The organism is Bacillus sp. NTK034 (assembly GCF_017303275.1).
In the GTDB taxonomy this organism is placed as follows: domain Bacteria; phylum Bacillota; class Bacilli; order Bacillales; family Cytobacillaceae; genus Cytobacillus.
Genome location: NZ_JAFKOJ010000003.1, coordinates 87,613 through 112,159 on the forward strand (window position 1 = coordinate 87,613; position 24,547 = coordinate 112,159).

The 24,547-nt window shown below is 42.4% G+C and carries 24 protein-coding genes and 1 other RNA gene; 19 read left to right on the forward strand and 6 right to left on the reverse strand.

Annotated elements, in window-relative coordinates; translation table 11 throughout:
- Positions 1–100: 100 nt before the first annotated feature.
- The 9 genes from proB to JI665_RS29195 all read left to right on the forward strand — a co-directional run bounded on the left by proB (position 101) and on the right by JI665_RS29195 (position 10,818).
- Entirely contained in the window at positions 101–1,270 is a 1,170-nt protein-coding gene (gene proB / locus JI665_RS11170; RefSeq protein WP_211202534.1) for a glutamate 5-kinase, read from the forward strand.
- Entirely contained in the window at positions 1,261–2,493 is a 1,233-nt protein-coding gene (locus JI665_RS11175; protein ID WP_206839427.1) for a glutamate-5-semialdehyde dehydrogenase, read from the forward strand. The genes proB and JI665_RS11175 overlap by 10 nt, the downstream gene beginning before the upstream one ends.
- Positions 2,494–2,576: 83 nt before the next feature.
- Positions 2,577–4,271, forward strand: a complete 1,695-nt coding sequence (locus JI665_RS11180; RefSeq protein WP_206839429.1) for a sigma-54-dependent transcriptional regulator — start codon at positions 2,577–2,579, stop codon at positions 4,269–4,271.
- A 185-nt stretch (positions 4,272–4,456) separates the two neighbouring features.
- Positions 4,457–5,449 (forward strand): 2-keto-3-deoxygluconate permease, encoded by a 993-nt coding sequence (locus JI665_RS11185; protein WP_206839431.1) that lies wholly within the window; start codon positions 4,457–4,459, stop codon positions 5,447–5,449.
- Entirely contained in the window at positions 5,442–6,770 is a 1,329-nt protein-coding gene (locus tag JI665_RS11190) for a four-carbon acid sugar kinase family protein (RefSeq protein ID WP_211202535.1), read from the forward strand. The genes JI665_RS11185 and JI665_RS11190 overlap by 8 nt, the downstream gene beginning before the upstream one ends.
- Positions 6,757–7,764: a 4-hydroxythreonine-4-phosphate dehydrogenase PdxA gene (pdxA, locus tag JI665_RS11195; RefSeq protein ID WP_206839432.1), complete on the forward strand. Its 1,008-nt coding sequence runs from the start codon at positions 6,757–6,759 to the stop codon at positions 7,762–7,764. The genes JI665_RS11190 and pdxA overlap by 14 nt, the downstream gene beginning before the upstream one ends.
- 165 nt (positions 7,765–7,929) lie before the next feature.
- On the forward strand, positions 7,930–9,189 hold the full coding sequence (locus JI665_RS11200; protein ID WP_206839434.1) for an ATP-binding protein: 1,260 nt from the start codon (positions 7,930–7,932) through the stop codon (positions 9,187–9,189).
- 116 nt (positions 9,190–9,305) lie between these two features.
- A complete protein-coding gene (locus JI665_RS11205; protein WP_312886176.1) occupies positions 9,306–10,376 on the forward strand; it encodes a hypothetical protein in 1,071 nt (356 codons plus the stop codon).
- Between the two features lie 349 nt (positions 10,377–10,725).
- The gene (locus tag JI665_RS29195; protein ID WP_019381338.1) at positions 10,726–10,818 is read left to right on the forward strand and encodes a putative holin-like toxin; all 93 of its coding nucleotides are present in this window, start codon (positions 10,726–10,728) and stop codon (positions 10,816–10,818) included.
- Positions 10,819–10,848: 30 nt separating this feature from the next.
- Here the strand turns inward: JI665_RS29195 and JI665_RS11210 are convergent, their stop codons facing one another.
- The 3 genes from JI665_RS11210 to JI665_RS11220 form a co-directional block, all read right to left on the reverse strand.
- Positions 10,849–11,175, reverse strand: coding sequence for a redoxin domain-containing protein (locus JI665_RS11210; protein ID WP_280516087.1), 327 nt, complete (start codon positions 11,173–11,175; stop codon positions 10,849–10,851).
- An 18-nt stretch (positions 11,176–11,193) separates the two neighbouring features.
- The gene (locus JI665_RS11215; protein WP_206839438.1) at positions 11,194–11,361 is read right to left on the reverse strand and encodes a hypothetical protein; all 168 of its coding nucleotides are present in this window, start codon (positions 11,359–11,361) and stop codon (positions 11,194–11,196) included.
- A gap of 209 nt (positions 11,362–11,570) precedes the next feature.
- The gene (locus JI665_RS11220; RefSeq protein WP_206839439.1) at positions 11,571–11,744 is read right to left on the reverse strand and encodes an aspartyl-phosphate phosphatase Spo0E family protein; all 174 of its coding nucleotides are present in this window, start codon (positions 11,742–11,744) and stop codon (positions 11,571–11,573) included.
- A 276-nt stretch (positions 11,745–12,020) separates the two neighbouring features.
- On the opposite strand from JI665_RS11220, the gene JI665_RS11225 reads away from it, so the two are divergent.
- From JI665_RS11225 to JI665_RS11245, 5 genes are all read left to right on the forward strand, one after another.
- A complete protein-coding gene (locus JI665_RS11225) occupies positions 12,021–12,860 on the forward strand; it encodes a glycerophosphodiester phosphodiesterase (RefSeq protein ID WP_206839908.1) in 840 nt (279 codons plus the stop codon).
- A gap of 367 nt (positions 12,861–13,227) precedes the next feature.
- Complete coding sequence (locus JI665_RS11230; RefSeq protein ID WP_206839441.1) at positions 13,228–14,490, forward strand: L-lactate MFS transporter; 1,263 nt, start codon at positions 13,228–13,230, stop codon at positions 14,488–14,490.
- 473 nt (positions 14,491–14,963) lie between these two features.
- Positions 14,964–17,324 (forward strand): FdhF/YdeP family oxidoreductase, encoded by a 2,361-nt coding sequence (locus tag JI665_RS11235; RefSeq protein ID WP_206839443.1) that lies wholly within the window; start codon positions 14,964–14,966, stop codon positions 17,322–17,324.
- Positions 17,325–17,807: 483 nt separating this feature from the next.
- Positions 17,808–18,689, forward strand: a complete 882-nt coding sequence (locus JI665_RS11240) for a LysM peptidoglycan-binding domain-containing protein (RefSeq protein WP_206839445.1) — start codon at positions 17,808–17,810, stop codon at positions 18,687–18,689.
- A 108-nt stretch (positions 18,690–18,797) separates the two neighbouring features.
- Positions 18,798–19,307: a hypothetical protein gene (locus JI665_RS11245; protein WP_206839446.1), complete on the forward strand. Its 510-nt coding sequence runs from the start codon at positions 18,798–18,800 to the stop codon at positions 19,305–19,307.
- A gap of 21 nt (positions 19,308–19,328) precedes the next feature.
- Here the strand turns inward: JI665_RS11245 and JI665_RS11250 are convergent, their stop codons facing one another.
- Positions 19,329–19,826, reverse strand: coding sequence for a CBO0543 family protein (locus tag JI665_RS11250; protein WP_206839447.1), 498 nt, complete (start codon positions 19,824–19,826; stop codon positions 19,329–19,331).
- A gap of 220 nt (positions 19,827–20,046) precedes the next feature.
- Between JI665_RS11250 and ssrS the strand changes: the two genes are divergently transcribed.
- Positions 20,047–20,242, forward strand: a non-coding RNA gene (ssrS, locus tag JI665_RS11255) — 6S RNA.
- 93 nt (positions 20,243–20,335) lie between these two features.
- Positions 20,336–21,046, forward strand: a complete 711-nt coding sequence (locus JI665_RS11260; RefSeq protein ID WP_206839448.1) for a polysaccharide deacetylase family protein — start codon at positions 20,336–20,338, stop codon at positions 21,044–21,046.
- A 31-nt stretch (positions 21,047–21,077) separates the two neighbouring features.
- Here the strand turns inward: JI665_RS11260 and JI665_RS11265 are convergent, their stop codons facing one another.
- Positions 21,078–21,353: a YqhV family protein gene (locus JI665_RS11265; RefSeq protein ID WP_009334318.1), complete on the reverse strand. Its 276-nt coding sequence runs from the start codon at positions 21,351–21,353 to the stop codon at positions 21,078–21,080.
- 343 nt (positions 21,354–21,696) lie between these two features.
- On the opposite strand from JI665_RS11265, the gene JI665_RS11270 reads away from it, so the two are divergent.
- The 3 genes from JI665_RS11270 (at position 21,697) to JI665_RS11280 (ending at position 23,607) form a co-directional block, all read left to right on the forward strand.
- Positions 21,697–22,395, forward strand: a complete 699-nt coding sequence (locus JI665_RS11270; RefSeq protein ID WP_206839449.1) for a class I SAM-dependent methyltransferase — start codon at positions 21,697–21,699, stop codon at positions 22,393–22,395.
- A 24-nt stretch (positions 22,396–22,419) separates the two neighbouring features.
- Positions 22,420–22,941, forward strand: coding sequence for a GrpB family protein (locus JI665_RS11275; RefSeq protein ID WP_206839450.1), 522 nt, complete (start codon positions 22,420–22,422; stop codon positions 22,939–22,941).
- A 510-nt stretch (positions 22,942–23,451) separates the two neighbouring features.
- Positions 23,452–23,607: a hypothetical protein gene (locus tag JI665_RS11280; protein ID WP_206839451.1), complete on the forward strand. Its 156-nt coding sequence runs from the start codon at positions 23,452–23,454 to the stop codon at positions 23,605–23,607.
- A 14-nt stretch (positions 23,608–23,621) separates the two neighbouring features.
- Here JI665_RS11280 and JI665_RS11285 read toward each other — a convergent pair whose 3' ends face one another.
- Positions 23,622–24,353 (reverse strand): GntR family transcriptional regulator, encoded by a 732-nt coding sequence (locus JI665_RS11285; RefSeq protein WP_206839452.1) that lies wholly within the window; start codon positions 24,351–24,353, stop codon positions 23,622–23,624.
- Positions 24,354–24,547: the final 194 nt, after the last annotated feature.

Here is a 24,547-nt window from a genome sequence, read left to right on the forward strand (position 1 = left end):
TTTCCTGCGTTAAAGGATTTCCAAAGCGGGCACTTGCTGTGTGAAGTGCCAATGAAGGTGGTACCGCGAAAGACAAAGCTCTTCCGTCCTTTTTAAAGGGATGGGAGGGCTTTTTTTATTTATAAAGGTGGTGGTAAATGTGAAAAGGGAACGGATTGTCGTCAAAATCGGAAGCAGCTCGCTGACAAATATGAATGGCGGACTTTGTATTGAAAAGCTGGAGGAACACGCAGCTGCCCTTTCCCTGCTGAAAGAGAAGGGGCATGAAGTGATATTAATATCATCCGGGGCTGTCGCCGCAGGGTTTGCGGATCTTGGCTATCCTTCACGCCCGGTGACGATCGCCGGAAAACAGGCAGCCGCAGCTGTCGGTCAAGGGCTGTTAATGCAGGGATATACCGAAGAATTTAAAAAGCATGGCATCGTAGCGGCGCAATTGCTGCTGACAAGACAAAACTTCCTGCATAAGGAGCAATACCAAAATGCACATGCAACCTTGTCCGAATTATTGAAACGGAATGTCCTTCCAATCATTAATGAAAATGACTCAGTATCGATTGAAGAGCTGGCCTTTGGCGATAATGATATGCTGTCTGCACTTGTAAGCGGTCTGATTCAGGCACAGCGGCTGATTATACTGACGGATGTAAACGGGATCTATGATTCAAATCCCCGCACGAATCCTGATGCGAAAAAGTTCAATTATATACCAGAAATATCCGATGACCTGATGAATGCTGCTGCAGGATCAGGTTCAAAGGTGGGAACCGGCGGAATGGTGACGAAGCTCGCGGCTGCCAGAACAGCCTTGGCACTGGGTGTGCAAGTTTTTATAGGGGTTGGGAATGGTACGGAAAAGCTGATTGAAATCCTCGAAGGCAAGGGGGATGGGACTTATATTGGAACCAGCTCCCAGCCTAGTGTCAAAACCTCCAAGCAATGGCTTGCACTGCATTCTGTCCCAAATGGGAAAATCGAAGTGGATCACGGTGCTGCTCAAGCCATATTAACTCAGGGAAAAAGTCTTCTGCCTGCAGGAGTGACCACCATTACCGGCCATTTTCATGTTCATGATGTCGTGGAAGTGATTGGTCCCAAAGGAGATTTGATCGGCAAAGGGCAGGTTAATTTCTCTTCCGAAGAGCTGTTGGCTATTAAAGGGTTATCCAGTTCGGAAGCAATGCAGATTGCAGGAAGCGACCGCCGTGTAGTTATTCATCGGGATCATTGGGTAAGCCAAAAAAGAAAGGAGAAAAGCTCATGGAATTAATTTTAAAAGGGAAAAAAGCGAAAAAGGCAGCGGCAGAGCTGGCGAAAAAAACTACTAAGCAAAAGAATCATGCGCTTGAACTGATCTCAGGGCAGCTGATGCAGGAGAAGAATTTTATTTTAGCAGAAAATGGGAAAGACCTGGACGCAGGAAAGAAAAATGGAATGAGTGATGCTTTGTTAGACCGTCTGCGTTTAAATGAAGCCCGGATTCAGGATATGGCGGACGCACTACTCCAGCTTACTCATCTGGATGATCCGGTTGGGGAGGTTTTATCCTCATGGGAACGTCCGAACGGACTCGCCATTACACAAGTAAGGGTCCCGCTTGGAGTGGTCGGCATGATCTATGAAGCGCGTCCAAACGTCACGGTCGATGCATCCAGCTTATGTTTGAAGACGGGGAATGCTGTTATGCTGCGCGGAAGTTCCACTGCCATTCATTCCAATAAAGCAATTGTGAAAGTGATTCATCATGCCTTGGAAAAGAGCGACTTGCCGCCTGATGCTGTACAGCTTATTGAGGATACGAGCCGGGAAACCGCTTCGGGGATGTTTAAACTGAACGAATACCTGGATGTCCTGATTCCGCGGGGAGGGGCAAAGCTAATTAAGACAGTTGTTGAGAATTCCACAGTCCCGGTACTTGAGACAGGTGCAGGCAATTGTCATGTCTATATTGATGAAGATGCTGATAAGGAAATGGCGATCAACATTGCCATCAATGCGAAAACACAGCGTCCATCCGTTTGCAATGCATGTGAAACGATCATCGTGCACAGAGAGTGGGATGGCCTGAATGATCTTGTGCTTGCACTAAAGGAAAAAGGGGTTATTATTCACGGTGATGAAGGTGTGTGCGGGGAAAAGATCATCCCAGCCGTGGAAGAAGATTGGGCCACTGAATATTTAGGCTTGGAAGTCGCATTGAAAGTGGCGAAAAGCGTGGATGAGGCAATTATTCATATTAACCGCTACGGCACTAAACATTCTGAGGCAATTGTTTCTGCAAACCCTGATAATGTGGAAAAATTCCTGAGTGAAGTCGATGCAGCGGCAGTTTACCATAATGCCTCCACACGCTTCACGGATGGTTTCGAGTTTGGGTTCGGCGCAGAAATCGGGATCAGCACCCAAAAGCTCCATGCCCGCGGTCCGATGGGGCTGCCGGCTCTGACTTCGACGAAATATATTGTTAAAGGGAATGGGCAGATAAAGAAATAAGCTTTTAAAAGAACCAATGACCTGTTTTCCTATTTATTGGTGCCGCTTAGAAATGAATGGTAAGATACATTTAGGTGAATGCGATGAAAATAAAGACATTATTTATTGCCCCTTATCCTGCTATGCTTCCATTAATTGAGGAATGCAGGAAAGAGGAAAAAGAACTGGACATTAAAATAGCAACCGGAAATCTGGGGCAGGCACTCCCGTATGTGAATAATGCCGAATCTGAAGGTATTGATATGATCATCAGCAGAGGTGGAACCGCAAAGCTGATCCAGCAGGAAACAAATATCCCTGTTATTGATATTCAGGTATCCGGGTACGATATGCTTCGGGTGTTAACCCTTGCCAATGATTTTCCAGGTAAGAAAGCAATTGTTGGCTTTTCCAACATAACGCTTGGCGCCAAAACGATTACTGACATATTGGATATTGGTATAGAGGTTTTTACGATTCAAAAGGAAGAGGAAGTAGAAGCCCTTGTTCTGGAACTAAAATCCAAGGGCTTTGAATTGATCATGGGTGATGTTGTAACTATGGAAGCTGCCGCTAAAGCAGGGCTCGAGGGAATCCTGATACAATCCGGCCGTGAAGCCATCTTTGATTCGTTCCAAAAAGTGAAATCCGTGTATCATTCTTTTCGCAGAAAACAGCAGGAAAACGACCTGCTTCGGGCAATTATCAAGGAGAAAACTGACAATCTTATCATTTTTGACAGTAATGCTGAATGTGTATTTGAACAATGGAATACTTTTTCTTCTCCTCCCATACTCGTAAGTGATTTACAGAGTCTTGTACACCGGAAGGGAAATGCAGAGTCCGTTGAAATGATTGAAGGTATTAAGGGAGATATGCTTAAAGTTCAGGTTTCGAACCTTGAAATTGCGGATGAAACCTATACTCAATTCATTATTAAAGAGCTTAATCATATGAAGAGTTCTTCAGAAGATTTTAACGTGGAATCAGTGTCACAGCTGCCGATGATCATCAATGAGAGTGACGCAATGAAAGATTGTCTGGCTGCTATTTCTGCAGGAATAAACCGAAATTTATGGCTTTTAATTGGTGCTGCCGGCACTGGAAAAGGATTATTAGCACGCTATATCCATTACTTAAAGCACCAGGGGTCCGGTTTGCTGCTTTCTATACATGCAAAGGAAGCAAGAAGAGGTTTGGATCCCTTTGATGACGATATCCGATCCATATATGTTTACGGCGCTGAGGACATATCAGGAGAAGAGAAGCCCCATTTGTTAAAGCAATGTCAGAATTGGGCAGAATCAGGGAAAGAAGTAATTCTATCCCTGCCCAGTGAAATGCAGGAATTCTATGCCCTTCTTTATAACGAAGAAACCGTTCGGATCTATATCCCCTCTTTATTAGAACGCAAGGATGATATAAGAGCTTTAACAGCTTACTTTATTGCACATTTTCATCAGCAGTATGGAACCTCGGCTGTAAAAATCAGGGATGATGCGATGGAGCTGCTGGAGCAATATAAATGGCCAGGCAATACGGCTGAGCTGAAAGCATTCCTTTTTGATGTCTTAGCAGCTGAGAAAGGCTATACCATCAGTAAAGAGACTGTTTCAAGACAGCTGAATCGGAAGCACCGGCCAGTTCAAATTGAAGACAGTCTGTTAAATGGAACGTTGGATCAGATTGAAAAACGAATTATCGAAGCAGTTATGGAAGAAGAAAACCAAAATCAAACAAAGGTGTCAAAACGGTTAGGCATTAATCGGTCGACATTGTGGAGGAAGCTGAAGCAGTAGTATTCAGCTTCTTTTTTTGTTTTTTTAAGTGTTTAAAATTGCAACAAAAAATATAAAACTAGAAAATACCAAACTATTTTTCTGTGAAAAGTGTTGAATTTTGCATTGAAAGCGTTTGATATAAAACTGTAATCGTTTTCAGTGATGTTTAAAATTGAAACATATATAAAGGGGATGTTAAAATTATGAAGATCAAAGCAACTCTTGAACGAATTCCAGGCGGGATGATGGTAGTTCCGTTGCTAATTGCAGCAATACTTAATACTTTTGCACCTGACTTGCTCCGTATCGGAAATTTTACTCAAGCATTGTTTGTTGACGGTGCATCAGCTTTAATCGCTTTATTCCTGCTATGTACAGGTGCTCAAATTAACGTAAAATCATTTGGTGTTTCAATAGGAAAAGGGGCAACCCTTTTAGCTACGAAGTGGGTAGTCGGTGCGGCATTCGGGTTAATCGCTTACATGTTTGCAGGTGAAAATGGCCTTTGGCTGGGTTTGGCACCAATTGCAATTATTGCAGCTATGACGAACAGTAATGGCGGCCTATTCGTCGCACTTGTCGGCCAGTACGGAAGCAAGGAAGACCGTGCAGCTTATTCATTGCTGGCTCTAAATGACGGTCCGTTTTTAACAATGGTGGCCCTATCCATATTTGGTGCTATGGGCTTTGTAGATGGCATGTTCTCATTACAATCCTTCATTGCCGTGCTGCTTCCAATCCTGGTAGGTATGGTATTGGGTAACCTGGATGAAGAAATGCGTGTATTCCTTGATAATGGAAGCTCCATGCTCATTCCATTTTTCGCTTTCGCCCTTGGAATGGGAATTGACTTCGGTGCCATTGTAGAAGGCGGTCTATCAGGTATTATACTTGGCCTGTTAACAGTATTCGTAACGGGTACAGCAGGATATCTAGTGTTTAAAGCGTTTAAGTGGAATCCAATTGTAGGTGCTGCTGAAGGCTCCACTGCAGGAAATGCTGTAGCAACACCAGCTGCCATTGCAGCGGCAAGTGCAGGGTTTGCGCAGTATGCTGAGTTGGCGACAGTTCAGGTTGCGGCATCTACTGTGACAACCGCAATCCTGCTTCCGCTCTATATAGCGTTTTTGGTGAAGCGTCTAGAGAGAAAAGGTTATGAGTTTAATGAAGGAAACCTGAAGAAAGTTAATGGCTAAGGAAGTGGTTCTTGTGTTTGAAAAATTTGGCATTATCGCGGATGATTTGACTGGTGCTAATGATTCAGGAGTGCAGCTGGCGAAAAAAGGGCTGACTGCCACTGTTATGATGGATCTTACCGGGAAAAGCATTCAATCTGACCCTGATGTCTTAATTGTTGATACTGACAGCCGTGCAAAAACACAAGAGGAAGCATATGAAGCAGTCGAAAAAGCTGCTTCTCTTCTTTTTGATAAAGGCTATGCTCATGTCTATAAAAAAGTGGATTCAACTTTAAGAGGAAATATATCAGCTGAACTGGCAGCGCTTGAAAAGGTATATCAGCCGGAAATCGTTGTTATTGCCCCGGCATTTCCGAAAATGAATCGTACAACGGTATCTGGACATCATTATGTAAATGGTGAACTGATTACAGAAACAGAGTTTGGAAGGGATCCAAAGACCCCTGTAACGGAAAGCTTTCTGCCTCACTTGTTAAATAAGGATGCGGGAAAGGATATTGCACTGCTTGATCTGAAATTGATCCGAGGAGATAAAGCAGATATTCTACAATTCATTGAAGGTGCTGTTGCGGCGGGGAAAACCTGGATTATTTGCGACAGTGAAAGGGAAGAGGATCTGCAGGTAATTGCCGAGATTTTCACTAGCCTTCAGAAAAAAATTATTTGGACCGGCTCTGGTGCCCTGGTTGAATATTTACCCGATGCACTAAAGCTTATATCTCATCGAGAAAAAGGTCATGAGGAGAATAACATCAGGAAAACTCTCACCGTTTCAGGGAGTCTGTCACAGGTTACAAAAAATCAGCTTTCCCGGATTAGAGAACTTGATCAATCTTATTTTGCTGAAATCAATCCAATCCAATTGGTTAATCATTCAATAGATTTTGAAGAAGTCATTAAAGAAATTGAACAAAATCAGGATAAAAACCATTTTGTTGTCTATGTGGATTCTTGCAATCAGAACCGGGATGCAGCCCGTTTAGCGGGAGAAGCAATAGGATTATCAGGAAAGCAGGTTGGGGAAAGGATTGCCATGGGACTGGGGCAAATTGCAAACAGACTTGTAAATAAGTTCCCGGAACTCGACGGCTTGATTTTAACAGGCGGGGACATAGCAAAAGCTGCTTGTTCAGAATTGGGAATCCAGGAAATGGAGCTCCATACAGAAATAGAACCAGGTCTCCCTTTTGGCCGGCTTCGCAGCAGGGAAAAAAGCTATTGGGCTGTAACAAAAGCAGGGGGATTCGGCAATGAGCAATCCCTGGTAAACGCAATACATTATATGACAGGAAAGGTTGAGTGCAATGAGTCAAACTAAACCGGTAGTTGGCATTACAATGGGGGATGCAGCGGGCGTAGGGCCGGAAATTATTTTAAAAAGCCTTGCAGAGGCTGAAATGTATGAAATAAGCAACCCGCTTGTCATTGGTGATAGAAAAATTTTAGAGCGGGCTAAACCTTTTGTTAACAGCGGGCTTGTTATTGAAGCGGTAAGCGCAGAGCAATTACACGAGATCCCATTTAAGCATGGGGTAGTACATTGCCTTGATTTGGACCTTTTGCCGGAAGACCTTCCGATTGGACAGGTATCTCCGGAGGCTGGAAACGCAGCATTTCAATATTTAGCCAAAGCGATCGAATTGGCAAAAGAAAATCGGATTGATGCGATTTGTACTGCACCTTTAAACAAGGAAGCATTACAAAAGGGCGGCCATATGTATCCAGGCCATACAGAGATTTTAGCGGATTTGACCAATACGAAAGATTATTCCATGATGTTATCCGCACCAAATTTAAGGGTTATCCATGTGACAACACATGTCGGGATTATTGATGCAGTTAAAATGATCAATCCAGAAAGAGTGTACCACGTGCTGAAGCTGGCTCATGACACATTGAAAAAAGCCGGCATTGAATCACCTAAAATAGCTGTTTGCGGAATCAATCCTCATGCAGGCGAAAATGGATTATTCGGGTATGGTGAAGAGGAAGAAAAAGTTGTTCCGGGAGTAGAGAAAGCACAGGCAGAGGGTATTGATGCTATAGGACCGCTGCCGGCTGACACATTATTTTTCAGAGCTGTGCGGGGCGACTTTGATATTGTAGTTGCTATGTACCATGATCAGGGGCATGGGCCTGTTAAGGTTTTGGGTCTGGATGCCGGGGTTAATATCACAGTCGGCCTTCCCATCATTCGTACAAGTGTTGATCACGGTACAGCCTTCGATATTGCCGGAAAAGGCATAGCTGACGAGAAAAGCTTAATGGAAGCCATGCGTCAGGCAGTAGAGCTTGCTCCTAAGAAGAAATAGGCTTATTTTAACCTGCTCGGGGATTATCAGCAGCCCCAGGCGGGTTTTTTTATGGAATTTAATAGATAATAGACTTGTTCACTTATTTAATTTTTTTTTGAAAATGTTATCGGTAACCTCACATTTGATGCTAAAATATAGAAAAAAACACAAAAAGAGGACTATATGAGTAAACGGACAGGTCAAATTTCACTTGTGCTTATTTCGGTTCTATTTACCTCTTATCAATCCATTTTCTCGCATGAAACGTTTTTTACTTTTGATTTTTTTCTATTTACATGTATTGCCTGGTTTGTTGGCTGGCAGTTTGACAAAAGCAGGTACTATGCAGAAAAAGCGCGGGCCAGCGAGAGGAGCTACAAATTGCTTCTGGAATCACTTCCGGTTTCCGTGCTCATACATAAGGATTTTGAAATTTTGTATGCAAACTCCTCTGCTGTCAGCGTATTGTCGGCATCAGATAAAGATGCATTAATTGGCAGGTCGCTTCTTGACTTTATCGAAATGGACTATAAGGGCCGATTGCAGGAGCGATATCAGTACATTAAGTCAGAGAAGCAGCTTTTAAACAATATAGAATATCAGGTAAAACGTTTGGATGGAGCCAGGAGGTATTTTGAAGTTTCATCACTATATGTTGAATATGAAGGAAAAGAGGCCATACTCTCTATCGGAACTGATATTTCCGATAAAAAAGAGGAACAGGAAAAGCTTCTGCAAAAATCGGAAAAGCTGGCACTTCTGGGCCAAATGGCAGCCGGAATCGCGCATGAAATCCGCAATCCTCTTACCTCGATCAAAGGGTTTGTTCAGCTCTTCAAGTCAAATAGCCAAAAAGACGAATACTTTGACATTGTACTATCGGAACTGGACCGCATAAATGGAATCGTCGGTGAATTTTTAGTGCTTGCAAAGCCGACTGCAGACATTTTCGAAAAGCAGGACCTTACTAAATTAATCAACGAAGTGATTCTTCTGAGCAGCACCCAATCCATTTTAAATAATGTGGAAATAACAGTAGAAAATAATCTTCACGACCCCATGATTCATTGTGAAAAGAACCAATTGAAACAAGTTTTCCTTAACATTATTAAGAATGCCATTGAAGCTATGCCAGGCGGAGGCCAGTTAACCATTAATGTCTTGAAAAAGACGGACAATACCATTTCCGTTCAATTTATCGATCAGGGTGTAGGCATATCAGAAGACCGCATTTCAAGTCTGGGTGAACCTTTCTATACGACAAAGGAAAAAGGAACCGGGCTGGGACTGATGATTTGCTATAAAATTATTGAAAACCATAATGGCCGCTTAATAGTCGAAAGTAAAGTTGGGGAAGGCACGAAGATTGAGATAGAACTCCCATATGAGGGGGATTCGATACAGGCAGAAGGTAATCAAAACCGGAACAGCGTTTTGATTTAAATAGTTGAGCGGGGGCTGACAGTGCATGGAAATGCGCTGTTTTTTTTATCCCCACCGAAAGGGTCACTTGCATAGGATGTTATAATTATAATAAATTCATTTTAATGGTGATTATAGTGTTTTATTTCATTTTGCTTGGCCTTCTGTTTATCGGGGCTGTTTTGGTTATCATTCGCAAAAAAGTTAATATCCATACGGCTGCAATGGCGGCTGTGATGGCGCTTGGCATTGTAACACAGGGAGTTTTGCTGAATTTCTTCGGTTTGTCCTTCTTTTTGGGGAGCGTCGGTAAGATTTTAAGTATAGCAGATTTAGCCTTATGGATGGCCATTTTGGTATCGATCGGAATGACCATTTATAGAGGAGAGTTTAAGAAGCTGCATTACACTAATCCCATTAACCGATTTGGCATTGGAACCTGGGTGGCAGGAACGTCGATTTGCGGAATCATGTTCTTCAAGCAATTTGGTGCAAGTGCAGAAGCCCAGGCGCTGGCCATTCTCAATGCGGGATTATGGATTATTTATATTGGGATTAGTTTAATAGGCTTCAAGGAGCTCAAGGATACATCCTTTGGACAGCAGGCACATGGAGTTTTGCTGCTGACGACGGTCAGCACACAATCTCTTGTGCTGCTATTCAATACTGTCTTCTCGGATGTACCTGGCGTTCTAAATGCCGCTCTTATTATTTCCGGTCTGCTTTTTTACTCCATCAGTGCGTGGTATATTCTTAAACGTTATGCCGTTAGCGGCTGGAACATTGCGAAGGATTGGAATAATACCAATTGCATTTTTCACGGTGCCCTGTCCATCAGCGGGCTCGCCATGTATAAATCCGGCGTTGTAGCCCATCAGGCGGCTGCCTGGTTTTGGCTTGCCGTTTTCCTGGTTTTCATTGTGGTGGAGACTATTGAAATAGTAAGGCTGGTATGGCGCATTCGAATATACGGCTTGAAGGAAGGCATCTTCACATACGATGTGACACAGTGGAGCCGAATTTTCACTTTTGCGATGTTCTTTACGTTTACCTTTTTCATAGAAAGCCCGGTGCAGGCAGTTATCTTAAATACTGGCATTTGGATCATTCTAATGTTATTGATTGTTGAATTATATTTAAGTGCTGATTCATTAAGAAGGAAACATGTCAAGGTTCCGCTGGCATTTGGAAAAGAAAGTTCGGGATAAGTGCAAAACGCACATAAATTTTTCTATCCGCAAGTAAAAATCGCTTATCCGCAAATAAATTTGGCTTTCCGCAAGTAATAATCGCTTATCCGCAAGTAAATTTGGAAATCATATATAAATTCAAGCTTTGCACAAATAAGTCTTGAATAAAACGCGCATAAGAGTGAGGCGATTTTGAGGAAAGCTTAAGAAAATAGCGGAATTTCACAAAAAAGAGCCAGTCACATGCAATTTTGCAATGTGGCTGGCTCTTTTTAGGCCTTTTGGACGGATTTTCAAATGGGCACTTATCCTGAGTATAGGACAAGTTTGGTTCCGGGAAGGCTGAAGATAAGGAGGCGATGTATAAATGGGTACCTTTGAAGTGTTGTCTTTGATGATCAGTTTCGGTATGTTTGTTATCGCCATGCTCCAGTTCACAAATAGAGACAGGGATTCATGAACACGCTCTCAAGCGTGTTTTTTTTCGTCTTTAGTTGGAAAGCTCCTCATATTCTTTCTTAATTTCTTCTGCGGTTTTATCTATTTCTTCTCCCCAATGGTCATTGACCTTGTTGAACACAATATTGCCTTTTGTATCCATTAAAGCGTAGCCTCTATAGGCTGCGTCACCATTTTTCATATCAGCCTTTTCAATGAGCTTCATTTCAGGATCTGACACAAATGGGAGGCTGTGCCCCATTTTTTCTTCAAGCGCATTATACAGCTCAAGCTGCTGCTCAGGCTGATCGTTGCTGACGATGTACATGTTGGCGTCCATGCCTTCTAATTTATCCATATTCTGATGCAACTCGACCAGTTGCTGCTGACAGAGTCCTCAGGTGTATGTCGTGATAAAGAAGAAAACACTTGGCTTGTCCTGCGGGAAGGTAACTTCATTGCTGGTTTGGTCCTTTAAGGTGATCGCTTCCTGTGCCTGATCTTTACCGCAGGCTGTCAGAACAAGAAGCAGGATTCCTAATAAAATCATGAATTTTTTCTTCATAAGATCTCCAATTCCTTGTAGTTGTTATCCTCTCATTATGGCTATATTTTTAGTTTTTCTCAATAAAAATGCTTAAGTGTGCGAACGAATGTAGTTTCTCCCAGTTATTCCTGAGGAAGCGCTCAATCATAAAACAAACACACCCCTATTTAAAAGAGTGTGCGTTTTATGGAATATTTATTACTTTTGAGGTAATAACCGGGGAAATTCTAAAGGATGAATTTGCTGCGCTGCACCCTATAAATGAGCTTATCGAGCTCCTCTGAGTACATGAGCGTTTCTGGGTGTGACAATCCCTTGCTTTTTCCAACAGAAATCATCTTTTTGCGCAGGACATCGATGTCATGATGAAGTTTTTTTATAGTAGTCGAAGTTGTGGTCATTGATTCGGCTCCTAATCAGGGGATGAAATACTATATTCTATTATCGACAAATTAAACTGCAAATAAACAGATTCGACAAAACTTATAAAAAGATTACAAGTTTCTACATTAAAGACTTTCTAGTGAATGAGGCCTATTTCGAAATGCTTGTATTAATATTCCTGTAAACTATTATTCTTCCAGACTTTACATAGACTTATAACAGGGTTAATATTTCGTCACTATTCTTAATGTGTAAACCATTATAGATAGGGGACGAAGACATTGAAAAAGAAAATGATTTCGGTAATTGGTGCGGCTGTCATTGGGCTGAATGTTTTTGGAGGAGGTGCAGCATTGGCAAAGGATATGCATAAGGACATTGTGAATGTATCGCATCGCGGTGCGTCAGCTTATGCACCTGAACATACATTCGCTTCATATGATATGGGCGAGAAAATGCATGGGGATTATATCGAAATTGATTTGCAGATGACAAAGGATGGACATCTCATTGCGATGCATGACGTGACGCTTGACCGGACGACAAATGGAACAGGGTCCGTAAAGGATTATACTTTAAACGAAATTAAGCAGCTTGATGCAGGCAGCTGGTTTAACGAGAAGTACCCGTATGCAGCAAAAGCGGAATACGAAGGCTTAAAGGTGCCGACACTTGAAGAGGTTTTCAAGAAATTTGGAAAAAACAACAGCTACTACATTGAAACAAAATCACCGGATGTTTACCCTGGCATGGAAAAAGAACTGCTTCGACTGGTTGATAAGTATAAGATTATTAAAAATAAATTGCTAGTACAGTCCTTCAGTCCTCAAAGCCTTAAAGTGATGAATGAATTGGACTCCTCAATTAAACTCGTACAATTAATTTCATATAAAGCGAACGCAGAAATTACTGATGCAGAGATTAAGGAAATCAAGCAATACGCGATGGGCATCGGTCCTAATCATACGTATTTGAATGAGGAATATGTGCAAAAGGTTGTGAACAGCGGCCTTGAACTGCACCCGTATACGGTCAATGACAAGGAAAGAATGAAGCAGCTGATAAACTGGGGAGTAACCGGTATGTTCACAAACCATCCGGATTTGCTGCATGAAGTGAAAAAAGGGAAATAAATAGAAAGAACTTCGGGGATCATTTCCGGAGTTCTTTTTGTATATAAACCAACACCGCCATAGTGAAAAATTGCTAAAAAGGGCTTGAACATGTTATTTCAAAGTGATATGATTTTTTATAGTTCAAAAATCTGTCACATTTTGATTTGAGATAGCGAACCTGTCGTCGGTTAAAATGTCATCAGATTCTATGAAGATTAACAGTTGGTCCTTTAAGCAGCGATTCCTGCTTGATACTAACCGTCAATCCTGCTTCGGCATGCCCAAATTCGGGAATGCGGGAGAGATTGGCGGTTTTTTTATTTCAAGAAACAATCCTGTAACCGCTTTAAAAAGCAGGATACGAGCATTATGAGGGGGAAAAAGAGTGAAAAAGACAAAAAATCGGTGGCTGATTGCCGCCTCGGCCGTTGGGATTCATATCTCAATCGGTTCGGTTTACGCCTGGAGCAACTTTACCAATCCATTGATTGAGCAGTTTGGCTGGACATCAAAGGAGGTACAGCTGACCTTCAGTTTGGCGATCCTATTCTTAGGGCTGTCAGCCGCATTCCTTGGCCATTTTGTTGAAAAGCATGGACCGAAAAAGGCTGGTCTTCTGGCAGCAGGATTCTTTGGAGCCGGCATGCTTGGAGCCGGTGTGGCAGTAAATATGGGGTCATTGCCATTTTTGTACATAACCTATGGTGTTCTTGGGGGAATTGGTCTGGGAGTCGGCTATATTGCTCCGGTCTCCACTCTGGTAAAATGGTTCCCGGACCGCCGTGGATTCGCAACCGGCCTCGCCATCATGGGATTTGGCTTCGCTGCAGCAGTAGCGAGCCCGGTCATGGATGGACTGATTAAATCTGTTGGGACATCAAACACGTTCTTCATTTTAGGTGCAGCTTACTTAATCATCATGACATTATCATCATTATATTTAGAAAAACCGCCTGCAGATTGGGCACCTGAAGGCATGAAAGAAAAAGCTGCAGCCGGAAAAATCAAAATCAAACAGGATTTGGCACAGTTAACGGCGAATGAAGCAGTAAAGACTTCCAGATTCTATTATTTATGGATCATGCTGTTCATTAATGTAACCTGCGGAATTGCGATTTTGTCCGCTGCAAAGCCACTGGCACAGGAAAGCATTGGCCTGACAACAGCTGAAGCGGCTACGCTCGTCGGTGTGCTTGGCATCTTTAATGGACTTGGCCGTCTGGCATGGGCATCCATTTCTGATTACATTGGCCGCCCGAATACGTATACGATTTTCTTCGTATCACAGATTGCTCTGTTCCTATTCCTGCCGATAACAAAAGAAGCCATTTTATTCCAGATCATGCTCGCCATTGTGTACACTATGTATGGCGGAGGCTTCTCTTCCATCCCGGCATTTATCGGTGATGTATTTGGAACAAAGCAGCTTGGCGCCATTCACGGATACATTCTTACAGCTTGGGCTGCCGCAGGACTTGCAGGTCCAATGTTTGCAGCCTGGATGAAGGATTCAACAGGAAGCTATGCTTCAAGTCTGACAAGCTTTGCTGGACTTTTTGTGGTGGCGCTTATAGTGTCCATCCTGATCCGGTTCGATATTAAAAAATTGCGCAAGCAAAATGAAGCAAATAAGCGTATGGCAAGTTAAATTAAATAAAAACAGCATTCAAGATAGATAGTGTCTAGCTCCAGCGCCTAGCCCCTCGGGTCATAAGCCAAATCACTCCAGAAATCAGGACAAGGAACGCTTCGTCAGCGATACATCGCCCGACCAAAGCTTGTTTGGGAGGTTTCCTGCGTGATTCGTCTTATGCCTGTCGAACTTGCACAGGATGTGCGGGCTTCAACGTTTGCCACAGGACGTGGCGGTTTTTAGTTGAAGTTCATCTCAGCAAGGCGCTTCCGCTTTTCTTATGGTATGGCACTTGGCAGCGATCCTGCTAAAGACTAACCGCCGCAGAAATCAGCATCTAGTAGTAGAGGCTTTTTGCGGTGGTTTTTTATGCAAAAAGGTCAAATTTATTCCATTTGGCCATATACAATAATAAACGCTATTTAAACATTGGAAATTAAGAGATTCAGGATCTCTATTAAATAGAAAAAATCAAGGGAGTGTTTTAGGTGGGAAAAACAAAGCATCCAGGACCTCAGAATAAAAAGGCAATGCCGGATCCGAAGCATTGGGTGAGCCCCATTCCATTTGGGCTCGGCAAAATAAAGCCGAAGCATATGAGGGATACAGCAAAAATCCTGTGGGAAAACAAAGATAATATCGGGTATGCCACGAATATTTTAACGAAAGGTGTATGTGACGGATGTGCCCTTGGCGTTTCCGGCCTTTATGACCAGACACTTAAGGGGCCGCATGTATGTACTACAAGATTAAATGTCCTTCGTTTGAATACGGCCGGCGCAATTAAACCGGAAATTCTGCATGCTGATATCGATGAGCTGCGCAAGTATGACAGCACCGAGCTTCGTAAATTGGGCCGCATTCCTTATCCGATGATCCGCAGAAAGGGAGAGCGCAAATTCTCCCGGATTACTTGGGATGATGCCATGAACATGATTGCTGAAAAAATGAAGGTTCTAGATCCTAAACAGTATGCGTTTTACCTGACCAGCCGCGGAATTACGAATGAATCCTATTATGTGGCCGGAAAAGTTGCCCGCTTCCTGGGCACAAACCACATTGACAATGCGAGCCGAATCTGCCATTCGCCTTCAAAAACTGCGTTAAAGCGTTCCATCGGAGTAGGGGCTTCCACGGCCAACTACCTTGATTGGATTGGGACAGATGTCCTGTTATTCTGGGGCAGTGTGGCATCAAACAGCTCGCCAGTATCATCCAAATACATGCTTGAAGCGAAGAAGAACGGCACGAAAATTATAGTCGTCAATCCATATAAAGAGCCGGCGATGGACAAATACTGGATTCCGTCAAATCCTGAATCTGCTTTGTTCGGCACAAAAATCGCAGATGATTTTTATCAGGTAAATATCGGCGGAGATATTGCCTTTATGCATGGCATCATGAAACACTGGTTTGAAATGGAGAAAGCGGAGCGCGGTTCTGCCATCAATCATAAGTTTGTGAACGAGCATGTAAATGGCTACGAAGACTTGAAAAAGAAAGTGAAAGAGCAGTCATGGGAAGAGATTATTAAATCCTCTGGTGTAAGCAAAGAGCGTATCATTGAGCTTGCGGAACTGCTTGCGAACAGCAAAAATGCCGTCTATGCCTGGGCTCTTGGCCTGACCATGCATTCTTTTGCCACTGATAACATTTCACAGGTTGCGAATCTTGCGCTGCTTCGCGGTCATCTGGGCCGAAAACATAATGGGCTTATGCCATTCCGCGGCCATTCATCTGTACAGGGAAGCGGTGAAATGGGTGCAGATCCATTCGTATTGCCTGGCGGCGACTTTTATGGTGACAATTTCTCCCGCATTCAAAATCTATGGGGCTTCGAGCTTGAGAAATGGCAGGGTGATATTGTCGGGGTGACACTGGAGAATATTCTGCTCCCTGAAGACCATGAACGGAAAATCAAGCTTTACTATCTTTCAGGAGGTAACTTCCTTGAGACAATGCCAGACCCTGATTTTATCGAAAAAGCACTGTCCGAACTGGATATTCGTGTTCACCAGGATATTATTTTGAATACATCTACACTGGTTGATGCGAAAGAAGCGGTCATCGTGCTTCCGGCTAAAACACGATATGAGCAGGAGGGCGGCGGTACTTCCACTTCAACAGAACGGATGGTATACTTCAGCCCGGAAATTGAAGGGAATAAGAATAAAATTGAAGAGGCACGAGAGGAATGGAAAATCTACATTGATCTTGCCAAACGCGTAAAGCCTGAAACTGCACATCTTGTTGAATTCAAAAATGCACAGGAAATCCGTGATGAAATTGCAGTGGCTAACCCTAGTTATGATGGCATCCAGCATCTGAAAAAAGCTGGGGATGTCTTCCAGTGGGGCGGGGCATGGTTATGTGAGGACGGCATCTGCCCGACTCCGGATGGAAAAGGCACACTTATTACCGTGGATATTCCCGACCTTGGTAAGAAAGAAGGCCAATTCATTGTAACGTCACGCCGCGGGAAGCAGTTTAATTCCATGGTCTATAAAGAGGTGGACCCGCTGAATGGTGCCGGACGATATGATGTACTAATAAACGCAGAAGATGGAAAGGATTTAAGCATTGCAGAGGGTGAAGGGATCGTCCTATACAATGGATTCGGAGTATTCCAGGGAAGAGCCAAATTCGTCGACATCGCCCGCGGCAACGTCGAAGTCCACTTCCCGGAAGGAAACTTCCTATTGCCAAGGGGCCGCTACGAAAAATTCGCTGGTATCCCTGACTACAACATCACGGTTACCCTCGAAAAAGCAGACCGCTACAATGCACGCAAAGACGTGGATTATAACGAAAAACACATTGCTGAAGATGAAATAGATGCACCAGCATAAAAGGGAGAGAGATGGCTTAAGGCCATCTCTTTTCTGTGTATTGAGAGGAAATTGCGATTAACGACCAAATTGAATATGATTCAATGAATATGGTAGTTAATCCGGATGAATAAAGCCGAAAAAAGAGCTGCCTCAAGAAAAATGGTAGTTAATCCGGATGAATAAAGCCGAAAAGAGTGGTGCCTCGGGGAAAATGGTAGTTAATCTGAGTGAATAAAGCCGAAAAGAGAGGTGCCTAAGGAGAAATGGTAGTTAAACTGAGCGAACAAAGCCGAAAAGAGAGCCGCCTTAAGAAAAATAGCAGTAGTCTCCGAAAGAATTCCGACCAAAAGTGACAACATGAAAAATGGCACTTAATCCGAATAAATAGCGCCGAAAAAATGCAGTAAATCTATAACACCGCTTATGCCCAATTTTCAAAATAGGCCCGTCCCTCTGCGACATCCATTATTTCCCTTCGTCATATATAGTGAGGTGAAAATAATGAAGAAAATCAAACAGGCAATTGCTGCAGGAGTCATATCTCTGGCAGTTATTTTTTCAGGGGGAGCCGTTTTAGCGGACCACGGCGGAGATAAAGAAATAGCTGTGGTGAAAAAAGGGGATACACTTTATTCCTTGGCTAAGAAGCATCATATGAGTGTGGAGCAGCTTAAGGAGCTGAATCATTTAGCTGGTACGATAATCTATCCGGGGCAGCGTCTCATTCTATCCGGGGAGGAAGCTGGATACCATAAGATTATTGCCGGATCTTTCAGCAAAAAAGAGAATGCGGAAAAGCGGGCAGCACAATTAAAGAAAAAAGAAATCCCGGCGGCAATTGGCACGGCAGTTATTGATGGCAAAACCTATTACCGTGTGCAGGCAGGTGCTTTTAAAGACAAAAAGAATGCTGTGAAGCAGCTGGAGGCTGTTAAAAAGGCAGGAATTAATGATGCCTTCATACTTTCCAAAGAAGATCTTCATATTTTTGGCTTAAAGCCGGGAGATGCCTATGAAGAGATAGTATCCAGAATGGGCAAGCCAAAAAAGACTGAAACCCAGCTCAATATTAAAAGCCTTTACTATCAGGGTGATGGAGCAGGGCTAAGGGTAACCTTAAATATGAAGGATGGTACAATAGGCAGTCTTGCTGTATATCCAGAATATTTAAGCCCGCGTATGTTTCCTGCTCTTCCCTTTACTAAGGCCGAAGTAGTAAAAATGTACGGTGATGCTAACAAGTCAAAAACGGTGACATGTTACGAATCAGCCCAGTGTGAAGAATTAACCTACCAGCTGGATCAATTGGAACTTAAAGCCCGGATTGACAGGGATCAAGCCACTGTTCAGTTTCTTGAAATAACGGATCTGACTTATCGATAATTCCTTTTGGAGGCCTCCTGAGCCTCCGTTTTTTTTTGAAGGAATATTCTTCCTTTTGGAGAATACTTATATATCTGGGCATTTTTTACCAAACCAGGAGGGAAGGCTATGAAGCAAAAAAAATGGACACCAAAAAAGGAATTGGACGGATCAAATACGCTGATTTTTGGCGATAAGCCGGAAATGCTGCCTGAACAGGCATATATTTCTCTGACAAGAGGGGAAGGATTAAATCTCATTCAGTTGTTTATTAATCAGGTGCTGACCTTATTGGTAATGAATCAGATGAAAAAAGCACCCGGTCTAATCTATGCTGAACTTAATGGAGAGCTGAAGGAATGGAAGGGAAACGGGCAGACCATGACCATATGGGATGGAAAGCAGATGCCGAAATTCAGAAATCACAATACACATGGCTTTGCAATGAAATTTTTCACATGGATCATTCATCGGAAAAACACTAAAAACTACTATCTTACATACTCTGCAAAAGAGACAATCCCTTCCGTTGCGGAGGTGAAAGATATCTTAAAACAGTACGGCAAGTTTTATGATGGAGGTGTTCTAGCCAGGAAGGCTGCACCACCCGGCACTGGGGAAGATAAGAAGTCTTCGTAGAAAAAAAACACCAATTTCCGATTATGATTTTGGAGCTGATGTTTGCTGGTTTTCCGAAGATTTACGAATTAATCCCATAATACCGCGTGTCACTAAAAATGTTGCCATTATAGTTACAAAACTATAATATGAATTCCATGATTTTTTATATCGGATCAGCTGTGTATATTTTTCAAGAAAATGTTCAGCGACTGCTGATGGAGCACTGAAAATCAGGGACTTTAACAAAATAACCTTAATACCATTATTCCTTGTCAGCTGATTAAAATAAACACACGTTACCGGGAATATTATATAGCTGAAAAGCACGCTGACATCAAAGGTTTTAAACAGATTTACCGGGTATTTGAGATAGCCTTTACGCACTAGCAGATTATCTAAAAAGGTGGCAATATAGCTTTTTAAAAAGAATATGATAAGCCATTCCTTCATTGGGGGCTTTCTAATCAAATTAAAGAAAGACATAATTCCGAATATAAATAACAAACGCAATAGATTTCTTTCGAATTTTCTTCCCAATTGTTAATCCCCCTTATACACAACCTAAACAGTCTTCCTATATTGTTAAGTTGTTTAACCCGCATTATACGATATTTTCCAAAGGTTTGGATTGTAAAAAATTCCATCATTTTTGTATAAGGCAGTGGGAAAAAATGTAGCATGGGACGCCATTTAGGGGTTATAAAGAGCAGGAAAACATTTCTATTGAAATCATCACATAATTATTTTATTATAATAAAACAAGCTGCATTGTACGTAATCATACTAAAGTTTTAACCTTTAAGCTGAAATAGGGAGTTTAACATCGGAACAGGAATGACAAGCCTCTGTCTATATGACAAGGAGGACAGGCAGGAATGTTTCTGCGGACACCCACTTTGAGGAGTGGTGGTTTAAAACTTTCTTATAACAGTTACGGCAAAAGCGGCTCCATACTTATATTAACAAACCAGTTTCCAATCGGGGGCTGGTTTTTTTATTATATAGAAATTATAATTAGCCTGATACTGTAGCTGTCAGGAGGAATTATGAAAAAACTGCTAAAAATCAGCTTATTGATCATTTTGATTTTAGGACTTTGCTTTTTGCTGTTTGAAATTTCCAAGTCAAGGAGCTTTCAGTTTTTCGGCGGCCTTGTAAACAAAGCAGAAACAGAGGAAAAAGTGGCAGCATTAACATTTGATGATGGACCAGGAGTCAACACGGAGGAAATATTGGACATTCTGAGGGAAGAAGAAATTAAGGCCACTTTCTACCTGACAGGGCAAGAGATTGAGCAAAATATGGACGACGCTAAAAGGATTGCCGGAGAAGGGCATGAAATTGGCAATCATTCCTATTCTCATACACGAATGGTTCTAAAATCTCCCTCTTTTATTAAAGATGAAATTGAGAAAACAGATGATTTGATCAGGCAGACAGGCTATGAGGGAGAAATTCATTTTCGTCCTCCATATGGAAAAAAACTATTTTTTCTGCCTTACTACTTATCTAAACAGGAGCGTCAGACGATCTTATGGAACATTGAGCCTGAAAGTCATCCGGAAATAGAAGGGGATGCCAATAAAATCACGGAGCATGTTGCTGAGAATATAGAACCCGGCTCCATTATTCTTCTTCATGTCATGTATGAAAGCCGGGAAGAGTCTTTGAAGTCTGTTAAGACAATTATTTCTTCATTGAAAGAGCAGGGTTACCATATGACTACGGTTTCCGAATTGCTTAAGCATCAGAAGTAGAGCTGTCTGTACAGCTCTTTTTCTTATTGGATTAGTTGCCTTTTACCCCATAAAGAATGCAGCCAACTCCGCAAAGTACCCATAAGATCTTGCTTAGTGAAACTTTATCTGCCATTCCAGTCAATCCAATCACTGTCGTCAAGAGAAGCACAGGCGGTCCAATCAGGGCAAGTGAACTATTCACAACCAGTGCCTTTTCGATATCATTCATTTTTATAATTAGTAGGGCAACAAAAATTTCAATGCTGCCAGATATTAGCCGCAGAATCGCCATCCCAAGAATCGCCTTATCAAGAAAAATAAACATCATGTACCTCCTATACCTTCTTGTCAGTCATTATATGTGGGCTACACTAAATGAAGGACAAGTTTTGAGAAGAAAATATTTCATAAATGTTTCGAATGTTACGAAATGGTAAAAGTGTGAAGATCGCCAAAGGTTCATATTGGGCGTATCCGAGCGTTTTCATATGTTAAAAGACTTAATATTTATTAGACTATTTGAGTTGAAAAGACCCCCTTATAGGGTCTCTAATTGGAAAAATAATGAAGGATTAACAGGTCGATTTTGCATAAATAATCTATTTTTAATGGAGATGTAATCCTTGATTATGAGGGTTTTAGTAAAATAAAGGAAAGGGGGTATTGCCGTGGAGAAAGCTATTTTACAATATGATGATTTACTGGAAATGCTGGATGGATTGTTAAGAGAACCAAAAGCCTTCTGGGAAAATTTTTATGAAGACCGGGACAAAGAGATTCCATTTTTCATAGCGAATGGGCCAGATGAAAACCTGGATGAGTATGTTCAAAATGGCTTGCGGCCGGGAAGAACCCTAGAGATTGGCTGCGGTCCAGGGAGGAATGCCATTTTTCTGGCGAAGAATGGAGCGCAAGTGGATGCCATTGATTTTTCCGAAAAGGCGATGGAATGGGCTGCTGAAAGAGCAAAAGAAGCACAAGCGGATATTAGCTTTAAATGCGTATCTCTTTTTGATTTCCAATTTGAACCTCACACCTATGATTTGATATATGACAGCGGCATGTTTCATCATCTCCCCCCGCATAGAAGGCTGACATATTTGGAGATAATCAAAGCTGCACTGAAGCCCGGCGGAAAGTTCGGACTTGTTTGCTTTAATACGGATGGCGCGCTTCCTACTCCAGACTGGGAGGTATATCACAGCGGCAGCTTAAAGGGAGGCATCGGGTATACTGAAGAACGCTTGAAAGAGATATTTAACAAGGATTTTACTTTCATGGAGTTTAGAAGAATGAAAAAGATTCAGCAGCCTAGTAATCTATTTGGAGAAGATTTTTTATGGGCTTGTTTGATGAGGCCAAAATAGAAGTTTTCAGATTAGGAGGAAATCATGACAAGGCAAGTGGCAGTTGCTCCATATAATCCCGATTGGCCATCCTTATTTAAAAGCGAGGCAGCACTCCTCAAGACTATTTTTAAAAGAGAGATTCTGGACATTCACCATATAGGCAGCACGTCCATTCCAGGTCTGGCAGCTAAGCCGGTCATCGATTTAATGCCTATAGTTAATGATATTGAGAGGGTTGATCGCTTCAATGCGGAAATGATTTCACTGGATTACGAACCGCGCGGAGAAAACGGACTGCCTGGCCGGCGGTATTTTCAGAAGGGTGGCAATCAGCGGACCCATCATGTCCATATCTACGAAAAAGGGAATCCTCATATCACCCGGCATCTTGCATTTCGTGATTATTTAAGATTAAACGCAGAAGAAGCAAAAAAATATGGAGCTTTAAAAATGGAGTTAGCGAAACAGCACCCCTTGGACATTGAGGCATACATAAAGGGGAAGGAAGCACTGGTGAGGGAAATTGAGATGAAGGCAATAAAGTGGTATGAATATGAGGGTTAATCCATTATTTATTTCTATCAATTTTTAAAATGAGGATACATAAAAACCTTTTTAAACCCTGAATCGGACAGCGAAGGCCGAATGGGAGAAGAAGGTGTCCGAATTAGGCATGCATTCGGACAGCGAAGGTCAAATGGGAGAAGAAGGTGTCCGAATTAGGGACGCATTCGGACAGCGAAGGCCAAATGGGAGAAGAAGGTGTCCGAATTAAGCATGCATTCGGACAGGAAAGGTCAAATGGAAGTTGAAGGTGTCCGAATTAGGCATGCATTCGGACAGGAAAGGTCAAAAGGGAGAAGAAGGTGTCCGAATTAAGCACGCATTCGGACAGAAAAGGCCAAAAGGGAGAAGAAGGTGTCCGAACCAGGCGTGCATTCGGACAGGAAAGGCCAAATGGGAGAAGAAGGTGTCCGAATTAGGCACTCATTCGGACAGGAAAGGTCAAATCACAGTTCACTCTGTCCGAATTAGGCATGCATTCGGACAGAAAAGGTCAAAAGGGAGAAGAAGGTGTCCGAATTAAGCATGCATTCGGACAGGAAAGGTCAAATCGGTGTTCACGGTGTCCGAATCAGGCACGCATTCAACAAAAAAGCCAAAAAGATCACGCTGCCCAATTCAGCTGCACCTCTGCAGCCAACAATAGAGTTCCCGCATTTACAGTAGCCTCCGCCTACCTTTTATTCATAATTCCGTTCAATAATAAAATGAGCATAGTCCCCGCGGAACATCGTTTTCGAATACTCGATCAGGCTTCCGTCTTCAATATGGGCAAAGGTTTCAAGAGCGAAACACGGTGTTTCAGGTTTGATTTTTAACAGGTCGCTAATTTCATCTTCCGGGAATGAAATTTCTAAATGCTCGACGGTCTTTTGGATTTTTAAGTTGTATTGAGTCTGCAGCAAATTGTATAAGGATTTTTCACAGGCCTGCCGGTTCAAGCTGGGGGTCTTTTTCCATGGCAGAAAGGCTTTTTCATATTGAAGCGGCTCGTCATCCGCATATCTGATCCGCTCGAGAACATTTACGGGATCGCCTTCTGACAGCTCAAAAACATCTGCTAAGAAGGGATCGGCAGGGATCACTTCCAGATTTATTACTTTTATAAGCGGGTTTTTCCCCTGCATTGCCAATTGCTTTGAAAAGTTTTCGACTGTAGAAGTCAGCCGCTGCTTAACTTTATTGCTTGATACAAAAGTGCCTCTGCCTTGCTGGCGATAAATATGGCCCTCTGTGCTCAGCTGCTGGAGTGCTGTTCTAATGGTCGTCCGGCTGACTCCATATTTTTCACAAAACTCCGCTTCTGTCGGCAATTTTGTATCCGGTTTGTATTCTCCATTTCGAATAAGTTCAAGAATGCTTTCTTTAACCTTCAAGTGCAGGGCACTATCCTCGGTGAAACCGTCTTTCATACCCGTTCCTCCTACTCTGTTCTTCTTTCTATTATTCCATAAAACTTATTGTCATATCAATTATAAAATAATTTGTAATAACAAATTTTAAAAATGTATTGAAAAAATATATATTTGTCATTACAATTGATTTCAAGCATAGAATATTGAAGGGGGGTGAATGACTTCAAAAAAGGAATGTTTTTCATTTAAAT